Source organism: Bacillus cereus (genome assembly GCF_002567495.1).
GTDB lineage: Bacteria > Bacillota > Bacilli > Bacillales > Bacillaceae_G > Bacillus_A > Bacillus_A cereus_AQ.
On record NZ_NVAP01000005.1, the window covers coordinates 199,950 to 224,662 of the forward strand.

A 24,713-nucleotide genomic window follows, 5' to 3' on the forward strand; every position below is an offset into this window, starting at 1 on the left:
TCGTTTCGGCTAGGAAAGATACTCTTCTTTCCAAACGTGCATAATTGAAAAAAGCCAGGAGGATTCTCCTGACTTCATATATATATTCTTCTATATCACTATAGTTTTCATGTTGATTTTGTCATATCGATAACAACACATCCGTTAATCTTTAGAACTTCAAACTTCTCTCTGAATACAAACAAAAAACCTTAGAAGAAAATTCTTCTAAGGTTTCAACTAATTAATTAGTTAATGTTGTTTTTTGCAACTGTTGCTAATTCAGCGAAAGCTTTTTCGTCATGAACAGCTAAGTCAGCAAGCATCTTGCGGTTAACTTCGATGCCAGCATTTTTAAGACCGTGCATTAAGCGGCTGTAAGAAAGACCATTCATACGAGCTGCTGCGTTGATACGTGTAATCCATAATTTACGGAAGTCACGTTTCTTTTGACGGCGGTCACGGAATGCATACATTAGAGATTTCATAACCTGTTGGTTAGCAACCTTGAATAATGTATTTTTAGAACCGTAGTAACCTTTTGCTAATTTTATAACTTTTTTACGACGTTGACGAGTAACTGTACCACCTTTTACTCTTGGCATAATATTACCTCCTAATTGTTCTATATATCAGCCGAACTTATTTTAAGTTGTCAAGCATTTGACGAATGCGTTTGAAGTCACCAGCGCTTACTACACCAGCTTTACGTAGTTTACGTTTAGCTTTTGTAGATTTGTTAGCGAATAAATGGCTTGTGTAAGCGTGAGAACGTTTCAGTTTACCTGATCCAGTCTTTTTGAAACGCTTTGCAGCGCCGCGATGAGTTTTTTGTTTAGGCATAGGTATTTCCTCCTCTATCTATTACTTATCGTTTTTCGGTGCTAAAACTAAGAACATACTGCGTCCTTCCATTTTAGGCTTAGATTCAACTGTACTAACTTCAGCACAAGCTTCTGAGAAGCGATCTAAAACACGTTGACCGATTTCTTTATGAGTAATGGCACGTCCTTTAAAGCGAATTGACGCTTTAACCTTGTCGCCTTTCTCTAAAAACTTGATAGCATTACGAAGTTTTGTGTTAAAGTCGTGTTCATCAATTGTTGGACTTAAACGAACTTCTTTCATGCTAATTACTTTTTGATTTTTGCGCTGCTCTTTTTCTTTCTTCTGTTGCTCAAAGCGGAATTTACCGTAGTCCATAATGCGGCATACTGGCGGTTTCGCATTTGGAGCAACTAATACTAAATCAAGATTAAGATTTGCAGCTAAGTCTAAAGCGTCATTACGAGACTTGATTCCAAGTTGATCGCCATTTGCGCCAACTAAACGTACTTCACGTGCACGAATTTGCTCGTTAATCATCATATCCTTGCTAATAGTAAGCCACCTCCAAGGTTTTCTCAGAACATATTTTGTAGTCATAGAACCCGACAAAAAAAGTGCGGGCATACGACACCCACACTTGTAAAATCTTAAGTAAGAAATACATTTACCTGCTAACTGCGAATGCGTCCATCAGGTGAGAAGCGGGTGCTTCTACTTGTTCCACAAAACAATATTCTATTATCCTTGATGAGTTTATCATAGGACATGACGTCTGTCAAGAAGACGCGATGTGTTTTACTAACAACAAGAAATATTGTAACAAACAACTAGCATACATGCAATACTTTTTTATGATAAGAGTTACATGGTTATTTTTTCTAGTTTTTCTCTTTTATATTACAAAGAAAAGCCGCGGTATACCGCGGCTTTTCTTATCGTTTTCCTTCTACTTTAATCATGTCAACAAAAGCATCTAATGCGATTGTTTCTGATTTTTGTTCACCATATTTACGTACGTTTACGCCATTTTCAGTTACTTCATTGTCACCTACTACAAGCATGTACGGAATTTTTTGCATTTGTGCTTCACGGATTTTGTAACCGATTTTCTCTTCACGAGTATCCAATTCAACACGGATACCAGCACGACGCAATTCATCTTGTACTTTCTTCGCATAGTCTAAATGTACTTGCGGAGAAACTGGAATTACTTGTACTTGAACTGGAGCTAACCAAGTTGGGAATGCACCTTTGTATTCTTCAATTAAGAATGCTACGAAGCGTTCCATAGTTGATACAACACCACGGTGAATTACAACTGGACGATGTTGTTTACCGTCTTCACCAACGTAAGTTAATTCAAAGCGTTCTGGAAGTAAGAAGTCTAATTGTACAGTTGAAAGTGTTTCGTCTTTTCCAAGAGCAGTACGAACTTGAACATCAAGTTTCGGACCGTAGAATGCTGCTTCACCTTCAGCTTCATAGTAATCAAGACCCATTTCATCCATAGCTTCTTTTAACATACCTTGTGCTTTTTCCCACATCTCATCATCAGCATAATACTTTTTAGTATCTGCTGGGTCGCGATAAGATAGACGGAATGAGTAGTTCTCTAAACCGAAATCTTTGTACACTTCTAGAGTTAAGTTTACAACACGTTTTAACTCTTCTTTAATTTGATCTGGACGAACGAAAATGTGCGCATCGTTTAAAGTCATTCCGCGTACACGTTGTAATCCAGATAACGCACCTGACATTTCATAGCGGTGCATTGTTCCAAGTTCCGCAATACGGATTGGTAATTCACGGTAGCTGTGAATATCATTTTTATAAACCATCATGTGGTGAGGACAGTTCATCGGACGAAGAACTAATTCTTCATTATCCATTTCCATTGATGGGAACATACCATCACGGTAGTGGTTCCAGTGACCAGAAGTTTCATATAACTCTCTGCTTCCTAGTACTGGAGTGTATACGTGATCGTAGCCTAAGCTTGCTTCTTTATCAACGATGTAACGCTCGATAATACGACGAATTGTTGCACCTTTTGGTAACCAAAGTGGTAAACCTTGTCCTACTTTTTGGCTATTAGTAAATAGTTTTAATTCTTTACCTAATTTACGGTGATCGCGCTCTTTCGCTTCTTCAAGCATACGTAAGTGCTCATCTAATTCTGCTTTCTTAACGAATGCAGTACCGTAAATACGTTGTAACATTTTATTATTGCTATCGCCGCGCCAGTAAGCACCTGCAACGCTTAATAATTTAAACACTTTAATTTTCCCTGTAGATGGAAGGTGAACACCACGGCAAAGGTCGAAGAATTCGCCTTGTTCATAGATTGAAATAACTGCATCTTCTGGAAGATCGTTAATTAAATCTAATTTTAACTCATCGCCAATTTCTTCAAAGCGACGAAGTGCTTCTGCACGTGGTACTTCATGACGAACGATTTCTAAGTTCTCGTTCACAATTTTTTGCATTTCTTTTTCGATTTTCTTGAAGTCTTCAACTGTAATTGCTTCTTCCATATCAATATCGTAGTAGAAGCCATTTTCGATTACTGGACCAATACCAAGTTCAAGCTTAACATCTTTATATAAACGTTTTAACGCTTGTGCTAATAGGTGGGCTGTTGAATGGCGTAAAATGTATAGGCCATCTTCAGAATCTAATGTAATGATAGAAACTGCACCATCTTCTTCGATTGGTGTAACAAGATCAACCATCTCATCGTTTAATTTTCCAGCCACAGCTTTTTTCTTTAAGCCTGGGCTAATAGAAGCTGCGATTTCTTCAGTTGTTACGCCTTTTGGAAACTCCTTCACAGCTCCATCAGGGAAAGTAATTTTAACTACATCTGCCATCACTGGTCACTCCTCTTTTTCTCAAAATAAAAAACACTCATCCCGTAAAAAGGGACGAGTGTTGAATTCGTGGTTCCACCCTTGTTCCAATTAACATAATCGTTAATTGCTCAAGTTCAACATAACGGTGTTGTCCGTTAGCAATTACTAAAAGAATTGTTCACTGCTAAAGTTTAGAGGTGGTAAGTAATGATCCCGTACTAGGAAGCTCACACCCTAAGGCTTCCCTCTCTGAAAATCGTAGAAAACTACTCATGTCCTCATCATGACATTTCAATATATTTCATTTATGTAGGTAATTATATGCTCAAAAACTTAGAAAATCAAGGGCGTTACCTTTATTTTTTAAATTTTTCACATTGCGCTCAAAATCATGTAATCCATGTAATTGGACCCGTTCTTGAAACACATTTCGCAAAGTAATAATCATATTATGGTCTTGTTCTTTCGTATATAAATAAATCTTTTTAGGCGAAATAGAAAGAAGTGGCGCAATTACTTTCGTATCTATATATACATCCTTTTGCTTTAATAATTCTTCATCTATATATTGGACCAACTTCTCCTGTTTTAAACGTCTACCTTTATCATCATAAAAAATAAAGCTTTCATCAAAAATAAGATGCACACAGGACAAACGTGATTTACGGCTACTCACTTGTTGCCGAAGCGTCTCAATGAACATTTGGTATTCTTGCTCCATCTTATACTCATCGATTGCCACTTCCGCAAGCTTAGCTACCATTTCCCTATATGTACGAAGACGAAAACGGATATATGATGAAAATGAAAATGAGAGCGGATCACAAAGCCAATTATTTAAAGAAGACTTAATATATGATTCAAATGTATTACGTGTTAAATCCTGGGCTACACCTTTTCTTCTTCCCTTTAAAATCTCATGTGCCATGTGCAATATTTGATGACACTCTTCTTGTTCTTCATAAAAAAACTTTTCTTTTAAAATTGTATAAATCCACTCATTTTGTTTCACATTCACAATGAAATACACCATTACTGGCAATAAAACCTTTTCAATATAATTTGATTCACGTACTGGTATGTGAATCACCACTTTTTGTTCCTGTAAATACACACTTGTTTCCTTATATAATACTTCCGCTCTTTTCAGCAATTGTCTATATACGTGCATAGCATCATTTTTTTCTTCGAAGCAAATTTCAATCACTTTTGTCCCCCCTTTTATCCCTGCTCTAAAGGATTGTATCTATACGTTACAAATCCTATAAGAGTCCGTCCCGTGGAAGTTCACTCTTAGTAGAATTACATTTCCTATCGTTAGAAAATCCACTCGATATGGCTTGCTAATTTTATATATATTAAGGGAGGGAGAAAAAAATGATACAAGCTACTATGAATTTTCAATAAGAGCTTTTTATTTTACAATTCGATTACTTTGAAGACTATTCAAAAACGCAAAAAGAGCAAGCTTCTCAGCTTGCTCTTTTATTTATTACGTCTATTCTTCCCGCCAATTGGAATTGGTTTCGCCAAATATTTAATTCTCTCCATAATACGTGCTGCCTTCATTTCTTCAGCCTCACCACGTTGTGTATACGTTAAATGGTGTTCCAATTGTTTAAAATCAAAATTAGATGTAAAGAACGTCGGTAAGTTTTCTAACATACGGAATTGCAAGATTGCACCAAGCACATCATCACGCACAAAGCTCGACATCGCTTCTGCCCCGATATCATCTAACATTAAAACTTGTACACGTTTCACCGCATCAATCTTTTCGCCAATCGAATTATCTTGAATCGAACTTTTAATTTCACGTAAAAATTCTGGGAAGTATACGAGCATCGAACTTATTTTCTTTCGAGCAAGCTCGTTCGCAATTGCTCCTAAAAGGTACGTTTTCCCTACACCAAATTTACCGTACAAATATAAACCTTGCGCTTTTTTTCCTGGTTCATATGTACTTAAAAATTCATTCGCTGCACCAATTGCATCGATACGTGCATTTAAATCAGAAGGGTCTAAGTTTTCCATAGTTGCCTGTAAAATATCCGTTGGCATATATACACTTTGAACGAGTTTTTCATATTTCTTTCTCTCGTCATATGCTACTTTTCTAACGCAGCGATCGTATTGAATATCAATCATTTTCCCCTGAATAACAAGCTTTGGCTCATACCCTTGCAGCATATTTTTACATGCACCTAAATCCGGACAATCCACGCAACCTACACTTTGCCCAATATATTCATATAACTTCACAAGACTGCGCTCAATCATAGAAGTCGTTACTTCACCTTTATGTTCGTCTATAAATTCCTTCACACGCGGATGCGCCATTACTTCTGCCTTTAATACTTCATATCTATTTTTAAAGTTTTCATTTTCCATTAATTTTGTAAATGAATTTTGAATATGCTCCATTTTCTCACCTCAAAGAGCGTTCATTCTCTTCTATTAATCACGCTTATATTTTTTTAACACTTCTTCTAATCGTTTTCGTTCATCTTCTATCGTACTTGCATCTTTTTCTACACTTACATCTTTCTTCGCTGTTTCTTTCTCTTGTTCTTTCGGCTCTTCTTCCTTAAGCCAATCTGGCACCATTTCTTTTCGTACCGTTTTCTTCGCCGTACGGCCTTTTTTCTTCGTCTCAGCCCACTCTTGATATTGACGGTTCTCTTCTTTCGCTAACGCCATCGCGTCCGCTACTGTACCGACCTTTTTACGTGCCCAATGCCCAGCAATTTTCTCGACATACGTTTTCGCAAGCTTCATATCTGAGCGTAGCATAACGTAATAAATAAGTACATTCACAACTCCTGGTGTCAATTTTTGATTAATCATGACATCTTCAACGATCTGCAAGTCCGCTTTCGTTGCCTCTGCACCACCAGAAATCTCTTTCAATAGTTGTTTTGGCGAAATTTCCTCTAGCTGCTTTATTAGCATCTCCTCTTGCGATGAAGGCTCTTTCTCTTTCATCGTACGCGCAGCATGAGGCTGTACTCTTTCACTTAATACCGGTAATGCTTGACCATTTTCAAATTGATACCAATCGCGCGCTCCTTTTCTAAGCCTTTCCATATCAATTGTTTGCATCTCTGTCACCGCACCAAGAACGATATTCTGCATCGATAACACATCTACGCCATACACGTAAGCAAGTGTTATAACACATTCTCGCACTTGATCAGTAATCGCCTTTTTAGGAACAAGAGCGGACAATCCATCTACAAATAAAGAGAAATCAAAGAAATCATTCCAAACTTTCGGAGCGTCTCCCTTCTCGTTACTTGGCATAGTTGTCGTTTTTGGAATACGAAGGTCTTCTTGCGCATGCTCAAGCTGTCCTGGATTAAACGAACCAAACACATCATTGAAAGAGCGCGTAACATTTTCATAAGAAGCAAAATCAAATTCTTCTTCTAAGAAATATTGCTTTACTTGATTATATTTTGTCCGGCTCAATCGATTGTATAAAAAAATACTTAAAACAATATCATCAAAAAACTGCTTTGGAGATAAAGGTGGTTGCAACTCATATATAAACATTCGAATATCTTTTTCTTTCTTAATATATACCTTCAAAAGCCCAATTGCCTCTAACTTTACTCGTTCCTCATATATTTCAGGAAGTTGCATTTGCATAGTCACCATAAGGGAATGATGTGTATTCTCTTTTCCAAATACACGATCTTGCTCTAGCTCCCCCCATAGCGTCATGTATAAGCTAAAAGCTCTACTACCTATTAACGGCTGATACAACATCGTTAGCACTTTTCGGTCGTAATTATGTAGTAGCCCTTTCGCACTTACTTTATAACGATCAATCGGCAATAGCTCCATCCATGACTGTTTTTCCATTCTTGCTTTTCCTTTCTCTTATCCAATCTATCCTCTACTTCATTCGTTCTATCTTCATTATATAAATTCTTAGTGAAAAAGAGCTATTAGCTTACGCTTCTAGCTCTCTTATCCTATTACTTACGGTATGTAAAGAGAATAAAACAGAACTCCTACTCTCTTTCTTTTTGCAGTATATCTTTTAATTCTTCAATAAATACATTTAAATCTTTAAATTGACGATATACAGAAGCAAAACGTACATAAGCGACATCATCAATATCGCGAAGTTCTTCCATAACAATTTCACCAATCATATCACTTTTCACTTCTGATATACCTAAATTACGCAGTTCACGTTCCACGCTTTGTGTTACTTCTTCTAATTGTCTTAAAGATACTGGTCTTTTTTCACACGCTTTAATTAAACCGCGTAAAATCTTTTCTTTATTAAACTCTTCTCGTGTGCCTTCTTTTTTTACAACGATAAGAGGTGACTCTTCTACCCTTTCAAAGGTCGTAAAGCGACTTAAACAACTTTCACACTCTCTCCTTCTTCGAATAGAGCGCCCCTCGTCTACCGGACGCGAATCTAACACTCTTGTACCATTATGAGAACAGGATGGACAACGCAATATATTCACTCCTTTACACTATACTCTTTATTTTTTCTCTACTTACTTCATCTGACAATATATATACAATATTATATAACTCATTCTAACTCTCTTACCACTTTAAGTTTAAGCACATTATTTTATCATCTCGTTTTCAAAAATAAGATGGCAGACGGAGTGCTAACTTATTCGTAAGAGCTCCATTTATTTAACTAACGAGTACGTTATATTTTCCTTTTTTATAAACTAAAAAAGAGGTGCATTATACACCTCTTTACATTTTAAATCAATTATGTTCTTTTTTAAAGAGCTTTTGTTTCTCTCTGCTTAATTTCGAAGCTACCAGTGCCTCGAGGAAGCTCGATGCTCTCACGCGTTTTCGCGTTTAAACCTTCTGCAATATATTCTGCAGCAACATTTGGATCAATACGATCCCCACAAGTATAAACATCAATACTCGCGTAACCGTGCTCCGGAAAGCTATGAATCGTTAAATGTGATTCTGAGATAATTACTACTCCACTTACACCTTGTGGTGCAAATTTATGGAAAGCAACCTCACGCACTTCAGCACCAGCTCTTAGTGCTGCATCCACAAATAATTGTTCAATATACGGCATGTCATTAAGCTTGTCGAAATCACAATCCCAAAGTTCAGCGATCACGTGACGACCCATCGTATCCATAGTATCCATTCTACAGTTCCCCCTTGTAAATTTATTCTAACTGTTCGAATTGAAAACTAATTTGCAATTTGGCTTGCTCCACTACCACGGGGGAAAGTTAGTCCAGAGAGGTCCTAACCCTTTAAGTAGTGACTACGTACCTCAGCTCTTAAGTTTACGAGTGTTAGTATACTTTGTTTATTTTCATTTTGCAACAACAGTTTTTTCGATTTTCTGTCATATTTTCCTCTTTACTTTTCCCTAAAAAAATTAAACGATTCACAAATGCAGTAATCCCAACGTTTCGTGGTATGTCCACTTTTTAAAATATACTTATATAATTTTTTTCCTTTTCAGAAAAAAATAAAAAAAGAGGGCAAATATTGAATTGCCCTCTCCCTCATTCACTTAAATGTGTTGCACATTTTCTTGTTTCGCTAACTCTTCAACAACTAACGTTACAAGATCTACAACACGACGAGAGTAGCCCCACTCGTTATCATACCAAGCAAGTACTTTTACTTTACGATCACCCATTACCATTGTAGATAAACCATCAATAATAGCTGAGTGTGTATTTGTATTAAAGTCGATAGAGACTAAAGGCTCTTCACTGAATTCTACAATACCTTTTAACGCACCGTTTGCAACTGTTTTGAACGCTTCATTAATAGCTTCAACTGTCACATCACGTTTTACGTCTACTACTAAGTCAACAAGAGACACGTTTGGCGTTGGTACACGAAGTGCCATACCATGAAGTTTTCCGTTTAAGTGCGGAAGAACTTTTGCTAGCGCTTTCGCAGCACCTGTCGTTGTCGGAATGATTGATTGTCCGCAAGCACGCGCTCTTCTTAAATCTTTATGTGGGTTATCAATATTTTTTTGGTCATTTGTATAAGCGTGAACAGTCGTCATTAAACCGTTTTCAATTCCGAACTGCTCATCTAACACCTTTACAACAGGCGCTAAACAGTTTGTTGTACAAGATGCATTTGAAATAACAGTATGTTTTGTAATATCTAATTGGTCTTCATTCACACCAACTACAATTGTTACATCTTCATTTTTACCAGGCGCAGTTAAAATAACCTTTTTCGCTCCAGCTTCAACATGAAGAATTGCTTTTTCTTTTGAATTAAATTTACCAGTCGCTTCAATTACAACTTCAACACCTAGATCTGTCCAAGGCAATTCCTTTGGATCGCGGTTGTTTAAAAGGCGAATCATTTTTCCATCCACTAATAAGTGATCTTCAAATGCTTCTACTGTTCCGTCAAACTTGCCGTGAACTGTATCATATTTAATTAAATGTGCTAACGTTTCAGATGGATAGCTTGCATTGATTGCTACAATTTCGAATGCGCTTTCTTTTATTGCCTGACGAAATACCATTCTCCCAATACGTCCAAATCCATTAATTGCCACACGAGTCATAATATGTTATCCCCCTTGAATGCGTTATACTATTTATCTCCAATCCCAATAATAGTATAACACAAAAAGGGGATATGTCACTAAGCATTTTCACTAATTTCACAATTTTTTAGTCAATAATGTTCCATTTCTTTAAAATTACCTGTAATTGTGTTTTCGTTCCCATAATTGTGCCATCATTATTTATCACTTCATCCGCATTCTTCACTTTTTCTTCTAACGGCATTTGAGATTGAATACGCGCTATTGCTTCTTCTTCCGAAAAATCATTTCGTTTCATTAAACGTTCTAGTTGTGTTTCCGATGTAACTGCTACAACTAAAACGCGATCAACGAGACTTGTTAATTTACCTTCAAACAACAGAGGAATATCTAACACAACCGCTCGCGCACCTTCTTTTATGTACATTTCCTTTTGTCTATTCATTTCCTCACGTACTGCAGGATGAACAATTTTGTTTAATTGCAATCGTTTTTCTTCATTATAGAAAACGACACTTCCTAATTTCGGTCGATCCAGTTCTCCATCTTTTTGTAACACTTCCGTTCCAAATACCTCTACTATTTTGTTATATGCTGGTTTTCCTCGCTCTACAACTTCTCGCGCAATAATATCTGCATCAATAACTGGTATGCTCAGTTCACGAAACATTTGAGACACTGTACTTTTTCCACTTGCAATGCCTCCTGTTAATCCAATCACTACTGTCATCATAATCCGTTGCCATAAACTTATAAAAATCTATAAATTTTGTTTATTTCCCTGTTCTACGTGTCCGATTTTGCAGAAAGCTACTTTCGTTTGTTCTAACACTCCGAGGGCGTAAATTCGGATACAACGAATCCTACATATTAGCCGTAACCTTTTTAGATGTTAATTGGCTAATTCATACCGTGACAAATTGATAGCCGCATTTAAATCCCTATCTATTTCGTGACCACAAGTGCATTTGTATACACGGTCAGAAAGTTTTAGTTCTTTGTTGATGCTTCCACAATTGGAACACATTTTTGAAGAAGGATACCATGTATCAGCTTCTACAAATTCAATACCATATTTTTCACACTTGAATTGAATTTGTCTTTTGAACTCATGTAAACACTGCTTCGCAATCGCTTTAGCTAGGTGTCTCTTCTTCATCAGACCTTTCATATGCAACGTCTCCATCACAATACGAAATGGCTTGGTTTTCACAATTTCGCTCGTTGACTGATGAAGATGATTCTTTCTGATATTTGATAACCTTCTATGTAGTTGTCGTATCTCTTGTTCGATTTTTATAATGTTGCTCGTTTTGACAAAACGGTTTCCCTCCCTGTTCATTTCATATTTACGAGAAACTTGACGTTGCAACCTACGAAGGCGTTTCTCTGCCTTTCTTACCACCTTTGTTTTGTTGATATTTTTCTTTTTCTGACCATTAGAACAATATGCTAATTCTTTGATTCCAATATCTATTCCTAACGAAACAGCCGTTAACTTCTCTTTTGTAAACTCCTGTTCGATACTGGCAGATAAATACCAATACTTACCGTCCTCCTCTCCTCATAATAAAAGGCGCGAAACTAATGTTCCACGCCCATACTTACATTTTCCAAATTCCAATAATAATGAGTAATACCCCAGGCAGGAATGTAAATTTTTGTAACCACTTCATATTCGATAAAACCGTTCCAAGTTTCATTCCAATAAATAAAAACAAAGAACTCATAACAGCAACTAATATCGCCATCATAGCGGGTGCATACCCTAATAAAGATGCACCAATCCCGGCACCAAATGAATCTACAGAAAGAGCTATACCAAGAAGTAATGCTTCTCCTGCAGAAATGGTTCCCGATTTATCAAAATCTGCAACAGTCGGTTTCCGCAAAATTTGAATTACTAGTCCTAGTGATGCAATCTCTAATTTCCAAACCTTCTCTTCTTGCTTCGGTTCTTCTTTTTTCTCACTTCGAAAAAATTGATATAATACCCAAACCCCTATTCCAATAAGAACAAGCCCACCGATACGCGTTGCGATAACAGGTGAAAATATTTTCGCGATCATATGTCCAATTCCCATTGAAACAAGCATGACAGCCGCTGAACAGATTCCGATAATTACTATTGATCTTAGTGGAATTCTTACGCTTCTTAACCCATATGTTAGCCCTACACTACAGCTATCCAAGCTTAATGTAAAAGCTAATAAAATAAGAGATAAATAAAGGTACATCGGTAAGCTCCTCCCTTATACATAGCTCTGCTGTATGTATATGACAAATGCCTATCCGATGTTATCTCTTTTCTACACTCTCGGCTGACAAATTGGGCAGTAATGCGTTCCTCGCCCGCCAACAACTGTTTTTTCTAATATCGTGCCACAAGTTACACATGGCTCCCCTTTTTTTCCATATACATTTAGGAGTTCTTGGAATGAACCAATTTGCCCTTGCGAATTCATATATGTTCTAATAGTACTTCCACCACGCTTCACTGCTTCACCTAGCGTTGTAACAGTCGCCTCATAAATTCGTTCGATTTCTTCCGCTGTTAAAGACGACGCTTCTCGTTCTGGATGAATTCTAGAACGGAATAAAACTTCATCTACATATATGTTGCCAAGCCCGACTAAAAGACGCTGATCTAGTAATACAACTTTTATTTTACGATTTGTCTTTTGCAATCTTTCTTGTAAATACTCTGGTGTCAATTCAGCATCAAATGGCTCTGGGCCTAAGTCAGCAAGAGGCATTTGATTCATTTCTTCACCTTTCTTAAAGAGATGCATCGTACCGAACTTTCTTACATCTTTATAATGTAATTCAGTTCCATCTGTAAATAAGAAACGGACGTGCGTATGTTTATCAATTGGCTCACCCTCTTGATGTAATAAAAACTTACCTTCCATACGCAAATGTGAAACAATGACATAATTCGTTACATATAAAAGTAAAAACTTTCCTCTTCGCTTTATATTTTCAAGCTTCTCGCCTCTTAGCATTTCTTTAAAAATCTCTGCATCGTCCGGTCGTTTCACTATTTTCGGATAAGTAACAATGACATCTTCAATCGTTTTTCCTGTTACAAGATTTTCGAGTGTCCGTCTAACATTTTCAACCTCTGGTAATTCAGGCATTTCATCACTTCCTTATTTCGCGTCGTACCAAGTTGGACCGTAAGAATCATCAACTTTCAGCGGAACAGCTAATTCAATTGCATGCTCCATTACTTCAGGTACAAGCTTCTCTAATTTTTCAATTTCTTCTTTTGGTGCTTCAAATATCAATTCATCGTGTACTTGCAGAAGAAGACGCGCTTGTAATCCTTCTTCTTCTAAACGATCTGCCATAATGATCATCGCTTTTTTAATAATATCTGCTGCAGTACCTTGAATTGGTGTATTCATCGCTGTACGCTCAGCAAAGCTACGCAAATTGAAATTACGACTCGTAATTTCAGGAATATAACGGCGACGATTCAATAATGTAGCAACATATCCTTTTTGTTTCGCATCTTTTACGATGTCATCCATATATTCTTGTACACCAGGGAAACTTTCTAAATACTTTTCAATAAATTCCGCTGCTGCTTTTCTTGTAATTCCTAAGTTTTGCGAAAGACCATAATCACTAATACCATACACAATTCCGAAGTTAACAGCTTTCGCTTGTCGTCTCATATTCGAAGTTACTTCATCTTTTCCAACACCAAATACATCCATAGCTGTTTTCGTATGAATATCCATGTCATGCTGGAATGCTTCAACTAGCCCTTTATCATTTGCAATATGGGCTAATACACGCAGTTCGATTTGTGAATAATCGGCCGCATACATAATCCAACCTTCTTCTGATGGAACAAATGCCTGACGAATCTTTCTTCCTTCTTCTAATCGAATCGGGATATTTTGCAAGTTCGGATCCGTTGAACTTAATCGACCTGTTTGCGTTAACACTTGATTGAAACGAGTATGGATTTTAGATGAATCTTCATGTACAACTTTCAGTAAACCTTCAATATAAGTTGAATTTAGTTTCCCTAATTGACGATAATGTAAAATGTTTGGAATAATTTCATGGTGATCCATAAGCTTGTCTAATACATCAGCTGACGTAGAATAACCTGTTTTCGTCTTTTTAATAACCGGTAAGTTTAAGTTCTCAAACAGAATTACACCAAGCTGCTTCGGTGAATTAATATTAAATTCTGTTCCCGCAAGCTTATAAATTTCCTGTTCCATTTCCTTTAATCTACCTGCAAGTTCTTCTCCCATATTACGAAGACGCTCCGTATCAACTTTTACACCTTTTACTTCCATCTCAGCTAGTACACGCGCAAGTGGCAATTCTAACTCTGTAAACAGTTCATATTGCTCATTCTTCTCTAACTCTTCAACGAACGTTTGCTTTACATCATATAATACATGCACTTTACGAGCTACATGCTCCGCTACTACCTCTAACTCTGGAACAGCTCGTTTTGCACCTTTTCCGTAAACTTCTTCATCGGATTTCACAGCATGTGTTTCTTTCATTTTCGCTACAGTACGGAAATCTTTATCCGTATCGGCTGGATCAAGTAAATAAGCAGCGATTAATAAATCAAAATCAATTCCTTGAATATCTATCTCGTTCCATTTCAGCGCAACGATAGCTCGCTTCGCATCAAATGTATGCTTTCTCATTTCTCCATTTGCAAGCCATGCTTTAAAAGCATCCGATGCAAGAGCAATATCCTTCTGAATAAAGTAGCAACCATCTTCATTTTGAATACCAAAACCTTGAATGTCCGCCTTATGATAATTCTCTTCTTGTACCTCTACAATAAGCGCACTATCTTGCTGAAGCATTTCTTCTGTAACTTCTTCCACAATATCAAATGTAATATCATCTAATTCAGCTGGAGCTGTTTCTTCTGGCGTAACACCTAATTTATTTAAAAGAGATGTAAATCCTAAATTCTCGAACATTGGAATAACGTCGCTCGGTTCATATCCTTTATATGCCATATCATCCACATGAACTGTAATCGGTGCATCTGTAATAATAGTCGCAAGATCTTTACTCATAAGAGCTTGTTCTTTATTTTCTTCCAGTTTTTCTTTTAACTTCTTCCCACTTACTTGATCTATATTTTCATACACCGCTTCAACCGTTCCAAACTGTGTTAGCAATTTAATTGCCGTTTTTTCACCAACTCCTGGTACACCCGGGATATTATCTGACTGGTCTCCCATTAAACCTTTCATATCGATAATTTGCTTTGGTGATAAGTTATATTTCTCAAATAAAGCTTCTTTCGTATATTCATCTACTTCTGTAATCCCTTTTCGAGGAATACATACAAGCGTATTATCAGAAACAAGTTGAAGTAAATCTTTATCTCCTGAAATAACTTTAACGTAAGCACCTTGCTCACTCGCTTCTTTCGCTAACGTTCCCATAATGTCATCCGCTTCATAATTTTCAAGTTCATAACGCGGTACATTGAACGCATCAAGCATCTCACGAATAAACGGGAATTGCTCTGATAATTCAGGTGGAGTCTTTTGACGTCCTCCTTTATATTCACTATATGTTTTATGACGGAACGTTGTTTTTCCCGCATCAAACGCCACTAACATATGAGTCGGCTTTTCTTCCTCTAATATTCTCATTAACATCATTGTAAAACCGTAAATTGCGTTCGTATGTATACCTTTGTCGTTATTTAAAAGCGGTAGTGCAAAGAAAGCACGATACGCGATATTATTACCATCTACTAATACGACCTTTTTTTCCAAAATTGAAACCTCCCCATACAAATTTGAAATGATTTTTTTCACAGAAAAAAACCGTTCCTTTCCTCTCTCTATATTAACATGACTAATAGAGAGAAGAAAAATAACGGTTATTTTCTTTCATATATAAAACAGACTTATATTGGCATAAAGGGAAGTGACGAGAACAGCTTAACTATTCTCGTCCAAAATTACTCCTTGGATGAAGGGGTTTTCATCTATTATATTAACAGAGCTTTATTAATATTTAATTAAGCCATTGTTAATATATTGTAAACATCCTTCATCCTATTTTTCAGTTGCTGATTTCGGTAAAACAACTGTAAATGTTGTCCCTTCTCCAACTTCACTATCTACTGTAATCGTACCTTGGTGCGCCTCAACTAAATGCTTTACAATCGACAATCCAAGGCCGGTACCACCAGTATTCCTACTCCTTGCTTTATCCACCCGGTAGAAACGTTCAAAAATACGCGGAATTTCATCTTTACTAATACCAATTCCAGTATCCGATACTTTTATATAAGCATTATATTTATCTTCCGCTAACTCTACCGAAACAATGCCTCCAGCCGGTGTATATACGATCGCGTTATTAATTAAATTAATAAAGATTTGTTTCAAACGACTTGGATCTCCAATAACAGAGGCACGTTTTAATACGTTCACTTGTAAAGAAATTTCTTTTTCTCCTGCTTTATTATCAAGCACCATATGAATATCTTCAAGCAGCCCCTTCATGTCAACGGTTCCCATGTTTAATTTAAATCCTTGTTGTTCGATCTTTGACAAATCTAATAAATCTTCAATTAATCCTTGCATGCGCTCACTTTCTTTTAAAATAATGTGCAAGAAATGTTCGCAGAATTTTTTATTATCCATCGCTCCGTCTAAGAGTGTTTCTGAAAAACCTTTAATAGAAGTAATCGGTGTCTTTAATTCATGAGAAACATTCGCTAAAAAGTCTTTTCTCATTTGTTCTAATTTCTTCAACTCTGTTATGTCATGGAATACGAGAACAATCCCTTTCCATTCATGATTTGTCCCGATAATCGGCGCCCCATATACTTCGAAATGTTTCCGCTCAATTCCAAGTGGCAATAACATTTGTTTACGCACTTTCACTTCTGTCATAAAGATTTCTTCTACAAGCTCAATAATTTCTGTATGATGGAACGATTCATAATATAAACGATCTAAATACTCTTCATCTGTTACGTGGAAAGTTTCCTTATAAGAGCGGTTTACAAGGTTTATATAACCGCGGCTATCAATTAAAATCATTCCGCTCCCCATATTTTCAATTAACGTATGCAGACGATCTTGTTGCATTTCTTGTTCAAGTGTCATCTCTTGTAAATTTCGCGCTAAAATATTAATCGCTTTACTCAGCATCCCTGTTTCATCCGAATGACTTTCGTATGCACGTGCTTTATAATTACCCTTCGCCAATTCAATTGCAACTTTCGTAACCGATTCAATTGGCCTAATATATTGCCCTGTAATTTTCATACCTAAAAATACAACTACGAGACAAGCGATGACAAATCCGATAATTAATAATCCCCACGTTTTTTGATGTACGTCTCTTAAAGGATCGATTGTACTTTTCACCAAAATGTATCCTTGTTTTCCTTCTACATCTTGAACGAACACCACATGATAAAATTCATTCTTTCGATCTGTTTCTTTCGTAATCACTTTACTTCGTTGTTTTGCCACTTCCGAAGAAAGCTCTTTAATCGTCTCTGGACTAAATGCCGATTGTTGTCCTTTTCTATATTGAACTTTCTTTTTTTCATCCACAAATACGATAGAAGCTGGTATTTTTTCTTCTAACTTTTCAAATACGTATGGATTTTTTAAAACATTATCAAAACCTTGCTCTTCTGCTAACGCCGAAACATACTCCGTCTCTTTTATCATTCTCTCTTTAGCATGATCTATATAGTAGTTTTCAAACACAGTTTCTAGCAATAAACCTAGTCCGACTAAAATAAATACAATAAGAGAAACAAATGTAAAAAGAAGCCTGGAACGAAATTTATTCATCCCCTTTTGGCTCCTCTAATTTATATCCTAAACCACGTATCGTTTTAATGTACGTCGGTTTTTTCGTATTTTTTTCAATTTTATCGCGCAAATGGCTAATATGAACATCAACAATTCGTGTATCACCAGCAAAATCATAATTCCATACAGCACTTAATAATTGATCACGCGTCAACACGCGACTTTTATTTTTCGCAAGATACACAAGTAGTTCAAATTCTTTTGGTGTTAATTCAAGCTTTCTTCCTTGGAAATAAGCCTCATAAAACTCCGGTAAAATTTTAAGTTCTGCAATTGTGATGCTATCTTCATCTGGCGCTTCTGCAACTTGTTCTTCTTGTTGTAATTTCGTACGGCGCAAAATCGCCTTCACACGAGCAACAACTTCCCTTGGACTAAATGGCTTCGTCATATAATCATCTGCCCCAAGTTCAAGACCTAGCACCTTATCAAACTCATCATCTTTTGCCGTTAACATTAAAATCGGCGTCATAACGCGCTGCAATCGTAATTCTTTACAAACTTCCATACCATCCATTTTCGGAAGCATTAAATCTAATATAATTAAATCTGGACGTTCTGTTGTCGCTTTTTGAAGCGCCATTTCTCCATCCATCGCTGTTATCACTTCAAAACCAGCTTGTTGTAAATTAAATTCAATTAAAGTTAAGATAAACTCCTCATCATCAACTACTAAAATACGATTGTTCATTCTTTTCCTCCAAGTTATAGACTTGAAACCTTCTTCATCCTAGTATTTTCCCCGTTATTCTCATCATACTAGAAAACAAGGTCCCTCTCAATATAATTGTCTATTCATGGATTCGGATCGCGCAAGTAACTTGTGGTGACCCACACTTTATACACGTCTATATCGTGATTAAACTCAACACTCGTATAGATATTGAATTCTTGATTTTGCGCTAAAAAAAAACGCGAGAACATACGCGACTTTATAATCTCGCGTTGCATATCCATCAAATACTCTTCCGTACATTTCATTTACGACCCCGTCTGCCCACACTTCAGCTTCTCTTATCGTTTCAAAGATAACATCTTCTCTTTTCCACCTCACCTAAAAAAAACACTCCTTTCATTGACTTCAATTACCGATGGTTATATCATTAATTTTAATATATAAATAAATCAGATTCGGAGGTCTATTATGCGACTATTACTACCTATTTTAACTTTAGTAGTAACATGTTTCCTTACTTTTAACGCACCTAGCTGGGATACGATTAAAACAGGTTGTTCAGAATTTGCTGAAGGGTTCAAAGAAGGATTTTTCAACTAAAATAGCGCTAGCACCCTTATTAAAGGTGTGCTAGCGCTATTCATATTTTCATGTTTTAAAAATTATCTAATGCTTTTTCCATAATGGAAACAGATTTAAAAGGCGGCGTGACTGTTAATAAACCTTTTACAACAGTTTCTCCTTTTTCATCATGAGCAGATACAAGCATATCAATTATATGTTCCTCCTCGGAAACAGCCACAACTTCAAAGTGGATTTGTAACGTTTCATAATGGTGAACATGCTTCACGAACGTAAGGTCCTTCCTAGTAATATGACTTCCTGGACCCGGTAAATATTTCGTAACTGCCGTTGTAATCATTCCCGTTAGCATAATGCTTGGTACAATCGGCTTTTCATACGGAGTTTGGGATGCGTAATCATGCTGAATATATAATGGATTGGCATCATTCGTTAACCCTAAGTACAATAACAAATCTTTATCCTCAATCTTTTCAGTGATAGATAATTTCTCTCCTACTGTAATTTCATCCATTTTACGACCAATTTGAACTTTTTTCTTTAACATATTACAACCCCCTCCGATTTTTTCACCTTATTATCCTACTAAAAGCGATACCTTATCCGAACTTTACTATGATGAGGGCAATATATAGTATAAATCTACAGTTTCATTATAGGATACTACAAATGATAGCGTTTTCATATTATTTCAAAAAAACAATTCGGTAAATAGTAGAAAAAGATTCGGAATCCCGAATCTTTTTCACTACTATTCAATTATTAAATAAGAACTTTCATTACGTTACGTACAGATTCTACAGAACGATCTAACGCTTCTTTTTCATCTGCAAGAAGTTCTAATTCAATAATCTTTTCAATTCCGTTACCACCTAGAATTACCGGTACCCCTAAGTAAAGGTCACTATAACCATACTCACCTTCAAGGTACGCAATAGCTGGTAATACACGGCGTTGATCTTTTAAGATTGCTTCTGTCATTTCAACTAAAGAAGCTGCTGGTGCGTAATATGCACTACCGTTTCCTAATAAGCCTACAATCTCACCGCCACCTTTACGGGTACGTTCTACGATTGCTTCTAAACGCTCTTTCGGAATTAACGTTTCTAACGGAATACCACCTGCATAGGAATAACGCACAAGAGGTACCATGTCGTCACCGTGTCCACCAAGAACAAATCCTGTAATATCCTTCACAGAAAGATTTAATTCTTGTGCGATGAATGTACGGAAACGAGCTGTATCTAATACGCCCGATTGGCCGATAACACGCTCTTTCGGGAATCCTGCTTCTTTAAATACAGAATATGTCATTGCATCAACTGGATTTGTTAATACAACAATAATTGCATTTGGTGAATGTTTTGCAATGTCGCGCGTAATACTTTTCATAATTTTAGAGTTTGTTGCTACTAAGTCATCACGGCTCATACCAGGCTTACGTGCAATACCTGCTGTAATAACGACAACGTCAGAATCAGCAGTATCTGCGTAATCAGATGTTCCAATAATGTTAGCATCAAAACCTTGTACTGGGCTCGCTTCTAACATATCTAACGCTTTCCCTTTTGTTGGATTTTCCAGTTGTGGAATGTCCACTAATACAACATCTGCAAGTTCTTTTTGTGCTAATAAGAATGCCGTTGTTGCTCCTGTAAATCCTGCACCGATGACTGAAACCTTCTTGCGTTTGATTGTCATAATTTACCCCCCGCTTTAATTATGCGTTTTTGATTATCGCTACATCCATGTTTTTAATAAGCTCATTAGCAAACTCAGAACATTTCACTTCTGTTGCGCCTTCCATTAGGCGAGCAAAGTCATATGTTACTACTTTTGATGCAATTGTTTTCTCAACTGAATCTGTTACTAATTTCGCCGCTTCATTCCATCCTAAATGTTCTAGTAATAATACACCTGAAAGAAGAACAGAAGATGGGTTTACTTTATCTAAACCTGCATATTTTGGAGCTGTACCATGTGTAGCTTCAAAGATAGCATGTCCAGTCACATAGTTAATGTTTGCACCAGGTGCAATACCAATTCCACCTACTTGTGCAGCAAGTGCATCAGAGATATAGTCACCATTTAAGTTCATTGTTGCAACAACATCGAACTCACGTGGACGAGTTAAAATTTGTTGTAAGAAGATGTCTGCAATAGAATCTTTTACGATGATTTTTCCAGCCGCTTCAGCGTCTGCCATCGCTTTATTCGCTGCATCTTTACCATCTTTTTCAACAATGCGATCGTATTCAGCCCAAGTAAATACTTTGTCGCCGAATTCTTGTTCCGCTACTTCGTAACCCCAGTTTTTGAAAGCACCTTCTGTAAATTTCATAATGTTTCCTTTATGAACTAATGTAACAGAAGAGCGTTTTTCGTTAATTGCATATTGAATTGCAGCACGAACAAGACGCTTTGTCCCTTCTTCTGAGATTGGTTTAATACCAATACCAGATGTTTCTGGGAAGCGGATTTTATTAACACCCATTGCTTCTTTTAAGAAAGCAAGAACTTTTTCTGCTTCTGGAGATCCTTGTGCATATTCAATTCCAGCATAAATGTCTTCTGTATTTTCACGGAAAATAACCATATCAGTATCTTCCGGACGTTTTACAGGTGAAGGAACACCTTCAAAATAACGAACTGGACGTAGACATACATATAGATCTAATTCTTGACGAAGTGCTACGTTTAGAGAACGAATACCACCGCCAACTGGAGTTGTAAGTGGACCTTTAATTGCGATTAAATATTCGCGAATTAAATTTAAAGTTTCTTCTGGTAACCACTCGCCTGTTTGGTTGAATGCTTTTTCCCCTGCAAGCACTTCTTTCCAAACGATTTTCTTCTCACCATCATAAGCTTTTTCAACTGCTGCTTCTATTACGCGAGATGCAGCTGCCCAAATATCAGGACCAATTCCATCTCCTTCAATAAATGGAATAATCGGATTGTTTGGTACATTCATAACACCATTAGTTACAGTAATTTTTTCACCTGTCGTCAATGTGATAACCCCCATGTTTGAAATTTCATATGTATGAAACTGAGGGAATAACCCCTCAGTTCAAACCGTTAGTCAAATTAAAATATTCTAATCATTACATCTTCCCAAAAAAATCAGACTTTTGAAAGCGTATTTTCACTATCGAAATAGTGTTTTTTGCTTATCTTTGTGCGATTGGAACATACACTTGATGTGTTGGTCCATTATAATCAGCACGCGGACGGATTAAACGGTTATTTTCATATTGTTCTAGAATATGAGCTAACCAGCCTGACATACGGCTAATTGCAAAAATAGGTGTAAATAAGTCATGGTCAATTCCTAAACAATGGTATACAGAAGCTGAATAGAAATCAACATTTGGTGGAAGACCTTTTTCTTTTGTTACAATGTCTTCAATTTTGATAGACATATTATACCATTTGTCTTCTCCTAAAAGCACGCATAATCTCTTAGACATTTCACGTAAGTGTTTTGCACGTGGATCACCTTGCTCATACACACGGTGGCCAAAGCCCATGATTTTCACTTTATTTTGAAGAGCATTATGAATATATGATTCTACATTTTCTTCTTCGCCAATTTCAGTTAACATCTTCATTACATTTTCATTCGCCCCACCGTGAAGAGGACCTTTTAATGCACCGATTGCTGCTGTAATACCAGAATATACATCTGAAAGTGTAGCTACGCAAACACGTGCAGTAAATGTAGAAGCATTTAACTCATGATCCGCATGAAGTACAAGCGCCTTATCAAAAGCTTCAATTTCAACTTCATTTGGCTCGCGATCATTTAACATGTACAAGAAGTTTGCAGCTAATGATAAATCTTTTCTTGGCTCAACAATATCTAAACCTTTACGGATTCTCGCGTAAGCAGCAACTAAAGTTCCCACTTGAGCCTGTAATTTAACCGCTTTCAAATAATTAGACTTTTCATCCATAATTTCAGCGCTCTCATCGTATAATGATAGCATGGAAATTGCAGTTCGTAAAACAGACATCGGATGTGCAATTTTTAAATCTACTTGTTTCAAATATGTTAAAATCTCACCTGGAACTTTATAGTATTCAGATACAATTTCATTAAATTCCGCTAGTTCTTTTTCATTAGGAAGCTTGCGGTGCCATAATAAGTACACTACTTCTTCAAACGTAGCATTCTCAGCTAAATCATCAATATTATACCCAACATAAGTTAATGTATCATCAATAATAGAGCTCACAGATGATGTTGTTGCTACTACCCCTTCTAAACCTCGAATAACAGTCATGACATTCTCTCCTTTTCCTGAAAATTCTCCCAACCTTGCTCCTTATATCTATTTGCTCCCCTTATGAATTATGAACGCCCGTTCACTCTTTAGGCAAGCAAAATGCACGATCATGCAAATTTGTTGCGATGTTCCCCTCTTATTGTCCATTGTTTACATGGAAAGCATGAGCGTGAATGTCTCCCCGAATCCTCACGCTCAAAACAACAAGTTAGTGAGGAAAATAAATTCCGAAGAGTTTTATGATAAAAACAACATAAAACAANNTTGTTTTATGTTGTTTTTATTTTATCTGGTGTAAAGTCTCTGCTGTTATGTAACTTTTCAAAGTTTCTAATCCTATTATAAACAATTATCTGACTTTTGTGAACAGAAAGAATTCAAAAATTTTATATTACTATAAAATTTCTTATTTAAACATCTGTATAATACTCATAACCGCATAGGCAATTCCAGCCCCAATTAAAGGCCCTACAGCAACCCCATTAAATAACGCAACCGCTATAATTGTCCCAAAAACAAGCGCAGTTGTAATATGAGGATCCGTCGTCAATAATTGTACGCCGCCTTTTGCTAACAAAGCGACTGCTACACCTGAAGCTAAAGCAATCCACGCATAATACGATTTCGCTGCTTCTCCAAGTTGTTTAAAACCTATTTCCCCCGTCGCAATCGGTACGAGCACCGCTATTGTAATGACCGTTACACCTAGGTTAATCCCTTTCGTTTGTAAATAAGGAAAGACCTTATCTCCTAAAAACGTAAACTTCAATAAAAATAACACACCAATAGCTACAGTAAGCGATTGGTTTTTAGCAATAAGTCCTATAATAAGTAGTATGAATAAAAATAACGTTGACTGACTAATCATGTTTGCACTTCCTTTCTGAAAATAATGAACTCATTTCCAAACAAAAATACCTTTAAACCTATCGTTATACATGCTATACGGATGCCTATTTATCGATAACACCTTCCATTTTGTATGCATTTTAAAATTGAAAAACGAGACTTTCACCAAAAAAAATTAAGCATGTATACATTTTTGAAAACAGTCGTCTCTTCTTTCTTTTCTAATAAGAAACAGGTAAAATAAAGAGAAGA

General features: G+C 36.5%; 22 protein-coding genes, 2 pseudogenes and 2 other annotated features. Of the genes and pseudogenes, 1 reads left to right on the forward strand and 23 read right to left on the reverse strand.

All coding sequences use genetic code 11. The annotated features are described in order from the left end of the window. Positions 1-227 precede the first annotated feature (227 nt). From rplT to COK05_RS02865, 18 genes and pseudogenes are all read right to left on the reverse strand, one after another. Complete coding sequence (gene rplT, locus COK05_RS02775) at positions 228-584, reverse strand: 50S ribosomal protein L20 (RefSeq protein ID WP_001138362.1); 357 nt, start codon at positions 582-584, stop codon at positions 228-230. Positions 585-621: 37 nt separating this feature from the next. After that, a complete protein-coding gene (rpmI, locus tag COK05_RS02780; RefSeq protein WP_001125945.1) occupies positions 622-822 on the reverse strand; it encodes a 50S ribosomal protein L35 in 201 nt (66 codons plus the stop codon). 21 nt (positions 823-843) lie between these two features. Further along, positions 844-1,347, reverse strand: a complete 504-nt coding sequence (gene infC, locus COK05_RS02785; protein WP_000973215.1) for a translation initiation factor IF-3 — start codon at positions 1,345-1,347, stop codon at positions 844-846. A gap of 62 nt (positions 1,348-1,409) precedes the next feature. Further along, positions 1,410-1,530 (reverse strand) — a sequence feature (ribosomal protein L20 leader region). A 209-nt stretch (positions 1,531-1,739) separates the two neighbouring features. Beyond that, positions 1,740-3,677 carry a threonine--tRNA ligase gene (thrS, locus tag COK05_RS02790; RefSeq protein WP_098611368.1) on the reverse strand — a complete coding sequence of 646 codons (1,938 nt, stop codon included), beginning with the start codon at positions 3,675-3,677 and terminating at the stop codon, positions 1,740-1,742. 47 nt (positions 3,678-3,724) lie between these two features. Then, positions 3,725-3,953: a binding site (T-box leader), on the reverse strand. A gap of 31 nt (positions 3,954-3,984) precedes the next feature. Then, a complete protein-coding gene (gene ytxC / locus COK05_RS02795) occupies positions 3,985-4,866 on the reverse strand; it encodes a putative sporulation protein YtxC (protein ID WP_098611369.1) in 882 nt (293 codons plus the stop codon). A 278-nt stretch (positions 4,867-5,144) separates the two neighbouring features. Next, complete coding sequence (dnaI, locus tag COK05_RS02800; protein ID WP_098611370.1) at positions 5,145-6,083, reverse strand: primosomal protein DnaI; 939 nt, start codon at positions 6,081-6,083, stop codon at positions 5,145-5,147. A 33-nt stretch (positions 6,084-6,116) separates the two neighbouring features. Then, positions 6,117-7,526: a replication initiation and membrane attachment family protein gene (locus COK05_RS02805; protein WP_098611371.1), complete on the reverse strand. Its 1,410-nt coding sequence runs from the start codon at positions 7,524-7,526 to the stop codon at positions 6,117-6,119. A gap of 152 nt (positions 7,527-7,678) precedes the next feature. After that, positions 7,679-8,140, reverse strand: a complete 462-nt coding sequence (gene nrdR / locus COK05_RS02810; RefSeq protein WP_001203687.1) for a transcriptional regulator NrdR — start codon at positions 8,138-8,140, stop codon at positions 7,679-7,681. A gap of 284 nt (positions 8,141-8,424) precedes the next feature. Continuing rightward, the gene (speD, locus tag COK05_RS02815; RefSeq protein WP_002003660.1) at positions 8,425-8,808 is read right to left on the reverse strand and encodes an adenosylmethionine decarboxylase; all 384 of its coding nucleotides are present in this window, start codon (positions 8,806-8,808) and stop codon (positions 8,425-8,427) included. Positions 8,809-9,195: 387 nt separating this feature from the next. Beyond that, entirely contained in the window at positions 9,196-10,224 is a 1,029-nt protein-coding gene (locus COK05_RS02825; RefSeq protein WP_000198979.1) for a glyceraldehyde-3-phosphate dehydrogenase, read from the reverse strand. A gap of 109 nt (positions 10,225-10,333) precedes the next feature. Beyond that, positions 10,334-10,936, reverse strand: a complete 603-nt coding sequence (gene coaE / locus COK05_RS02830; RefSeq protein WP_098611373.1) for a dephospho-CoA kinase — start codon at positions 10,934-10,936, stop codon at positions 10,334-10,336. 162 nt (positions 10,937-11,098) lie between these two features. Then, positions 11,099-11,761, reverse strand: a pseudogene (locus COK05_RS02835) (RNA-guided endonuclease InsQ/TnpB family protein); the annotation flags it as partial. A 49-nt stretch (positions 11,762-11,810) separates the two neighbouring features. Then, complete coding sequence (ytaF, locus tag COK05_RS02840) at positions 11,811-12,443, reverse strand: sporulation membrane protein YtaF (RefSeq protein WP_098611374.1); 633 nt, start codon at positions 12,441-12,443, stop codon at positions 11,811-11,813. A gap of 72 nt (positions 12,444-12,515) precedes the next feature. Next, complete coding sequence (gene mutM, locus COK05_RS02845) at positions 12,516-13,346, reverse strand: DNA-formamidopyrimidine glycosylase (protein ID WP_098611375.1); 831 nt, start codon at positions 13,344-13,346, stop codon at positions 12,516-12,518. 12 nt (positions 13,347-13,358) lie between these two features. Then, the gene (gene polA / locus COK05_RS02850) at positions 13,359-15,992 is read right to left on the reverse strand and encodes a DNA polymerase I (protein WP_141538869.1); all 2,634 of its coding nucleotides are present in this window, start codon (positions 15,990-15,992) and stop codon (positions 13,359-13,361) included. Positions 15,993-16,277: 285 nt separating this feature from the next. Continuing rightward, the gene (gene phoR, locus COK05_RS02855) at positions 16,278-18,041 is read right to left on the reverse strand and encodes a sensory box histidine kinase PhoR (RefSeq protein WP_098611377.1); all 1,764 of its coding nucleotides are present in this window, start codon (positions 18,039-18,041) and stop codon (positions 16,278-16,280) included. Then, a complete protein-coding gene (gene phoP, locus COK05_RS02860; protein WP_098611378.1) occupies positions 18,034-18,753 on the reverse strand; it encodes a two-component system response regulator PhoP in 720 nt (239 codons plus the stop codon). The genes phoR and phoP overlap by 8 nt, the downstream gene beginning before the upstream one ends. 104 nt (positions 18,754-18,857) lie before the next feature. After that, positions 18,858-19,116 (reverse strand): annotated as a pseudogene (locus COK05_RS02865) (hypothetical protein). Between the two features lie 90 nt (positions 19,117-19,206). Here COK05_RS02865 and COK05_RS31605 point away from each other — a divergent pair. Beyond that, positions 19,207-19,338: a hypothetical protein gene (locus COK05_RS31605; protein ID WP_098611379.1), complete on the forward strand. Its 132-nt coding sequence runs from the start codon at positions 19,207-19,209 to the stop codon at positions 19,336-19,338. Positions 19,339-19,393: 55 nt separating this feature from the next. Here the strand turns inward: COK05_RS31605 and COK05_RS02875 are convergent, their stop codons facing one another. From COK05_RS02875 to COK05_RS02900, 5 genes are all read right to left on the reverse strand, one after another. After that, a complete protein-coding gene (locus COK05_RS02875) occupies positions 19,394-19,867 on the reverse strand; it encodes a MaoC family dehydratase (protein WP_098611380.1) in 474 nt (157 codons plus the stop codon). A gap of 215 nt (positions 19,868-20,082) precedes the next feature. Then, positions 20,083-21,021 carry a malate dehydrogenase gene (gene mdh, locus COK05_RS02880; RefSeq protein ID WP_070171454.1) on the reverse strand — a complete coding sequence of 313 codons (939 nt, stop codon included), beginning with the start codon at positions 21,019-21,021 and terminating at the stop codon, positions 20,083-20,085. A 19-nt stretch (positions 21,022-21,040) separates the two neighbouring features. Next, positions 21,041-22,333: an NADP-dependent isocitrate dehydrogenase gene (gene icd / locus COK05_RS02885; protein WP_141538870.1), complete on the reverse strand. Its 1,293-nt coding sequence runs from the start codon at positions 22,331-22,333 to the stop codon at positions 21,041-21,043. Between the two features lie 160 nt (positions 22,334-22,493). After that, a complete protein-coding gene (gene citZ / locus COK05_RS02890) occupies positions 22,494-23,642 on the reverse strand; it encodes a citrate synthase (RefSeq protein ID WP_000503651.1) in 1,149 nt (382 codons plus the stop codon). 376 nt (positions 23,643-24,018) lie between these two features. After that, positions 24,019-24,480, reverse strand: a complete 462-nt coding sequence (locus tag COK05_RS02900; RefSeq protein ID WP_000625507.1) for a DUF441 domain-containing protein — start codon at positions 24,478-24,480, stop codon at positions 24,019-24,021. Positions 24,481-24,713: the final 233 nt, after the last annotated feature.

Coding starts and splice junctions, on each gene's coding strand:
- rplT (WP_001138362.1), bottom strand. CDS start 584: ATGCCAAGAGTAAAAGGTGGTACAGTTACTCGTCAACGTCGTAAAAAA.
- speD (WP_002003660.1), bottom strand. CDS start 8,808: ATGGATACGATGGGTCGTCACGTGATCGCTGAACTTTGGGATTGTGAT.
- phoP (WP_098611378.1), bottom strand. CDS start 18,753: ATGAACAATCGTATTTTAGTAGTTGATGATGAGGAGTTTATCTTAACT.
- COK05_RS02805 (WP_098611371.1), bottom strand. CDS start 7,526: ATGGAAAAACAGTCATGGATGGAGCTATTGCCGATTGATCGTTATAAA.
- dnaI (WP_098611370.1), bottom strand. CDS start 6,083: ATGGAGCATATTCAAAATTCATTTACAAAATTAATGGAAAATGAAAAC.
- rpmI (WP_001125945.1), bottom strand. CDS start 822: ATGCCTAAACAAAAAACTCATCGCGGCGCTGCAAAGCGTTTCAAAAAG.
- phoR (WP_098611377.1), bottom strand. CDS start 18,041: ATGAATAAATTTCGTTCCAGGCTTCTTTTTACATTTGTTTCTCTTATT.
- ytaF (WP_098611374.1), bottom strand. CDS start 12,443: ATGTACCTTTATTTATCTCTTATTTTATTAGCTTTTACATTAAGCTTG.
- infC (WP_000973215.1), bottom strand. CDS start 1,347: ATGATGATTAACGAGCAAATTCGTGCACGTGAAGTACGTTTAGTTGGC.
- COK05_RS31605 (WP_098611379.1), top strand. CDS start 19,207: ATGCGACTATTACTACCTATTTTAACTTTAGTAGTAACATGTTTCCTT.
- mdh (WP_070171454.1), bottom strand. CDS start 21,021: ATGACAATCAAACGCAAGAAGGTTTCAGTCATCGGTGCAGGATTTACA.
- coaE (WP_098611373.1), bottom strand. CDS start 10,936: ATGACAGTAGTGATTGGATTAACAGGAGGCATTGCAAGTGGAAAAAGT.
- COK05_RS02825 (WP_000198979.1), bottom strand. CDS start 10,224: ATGACTCGTGTGGCAATTAATGGATTTGGACGTATTGGGAGAATGGTA.
- COK05_RS02875 (WP_098611380.1), bottom strand. CDS start 19,867: ATGTTAAAGAAAAAAGTTCAAATTGGTCGTAAAATGGATGAAATTACA.
- COK05_RS02900 (WP_000625507.1), bottom strand. CDS start 24,480: ATGATTAGTCAGTCAACGTTATTTTTATTCATACTACTTATTATAGGA.
- thrS (WP_098611368.1), bottom strand. CDS start 3,677: ATGGCAGATGTAGTTAAAATTACTTTCCCTGATGGAGCTGTGAAGGAG.
- mutM (WP_098611375.1), bottom strand. CDS start 13,346: ATGCCTGAATTACCAGAGGTTGAAAATGTTAGACGGACACTCGAAAAT.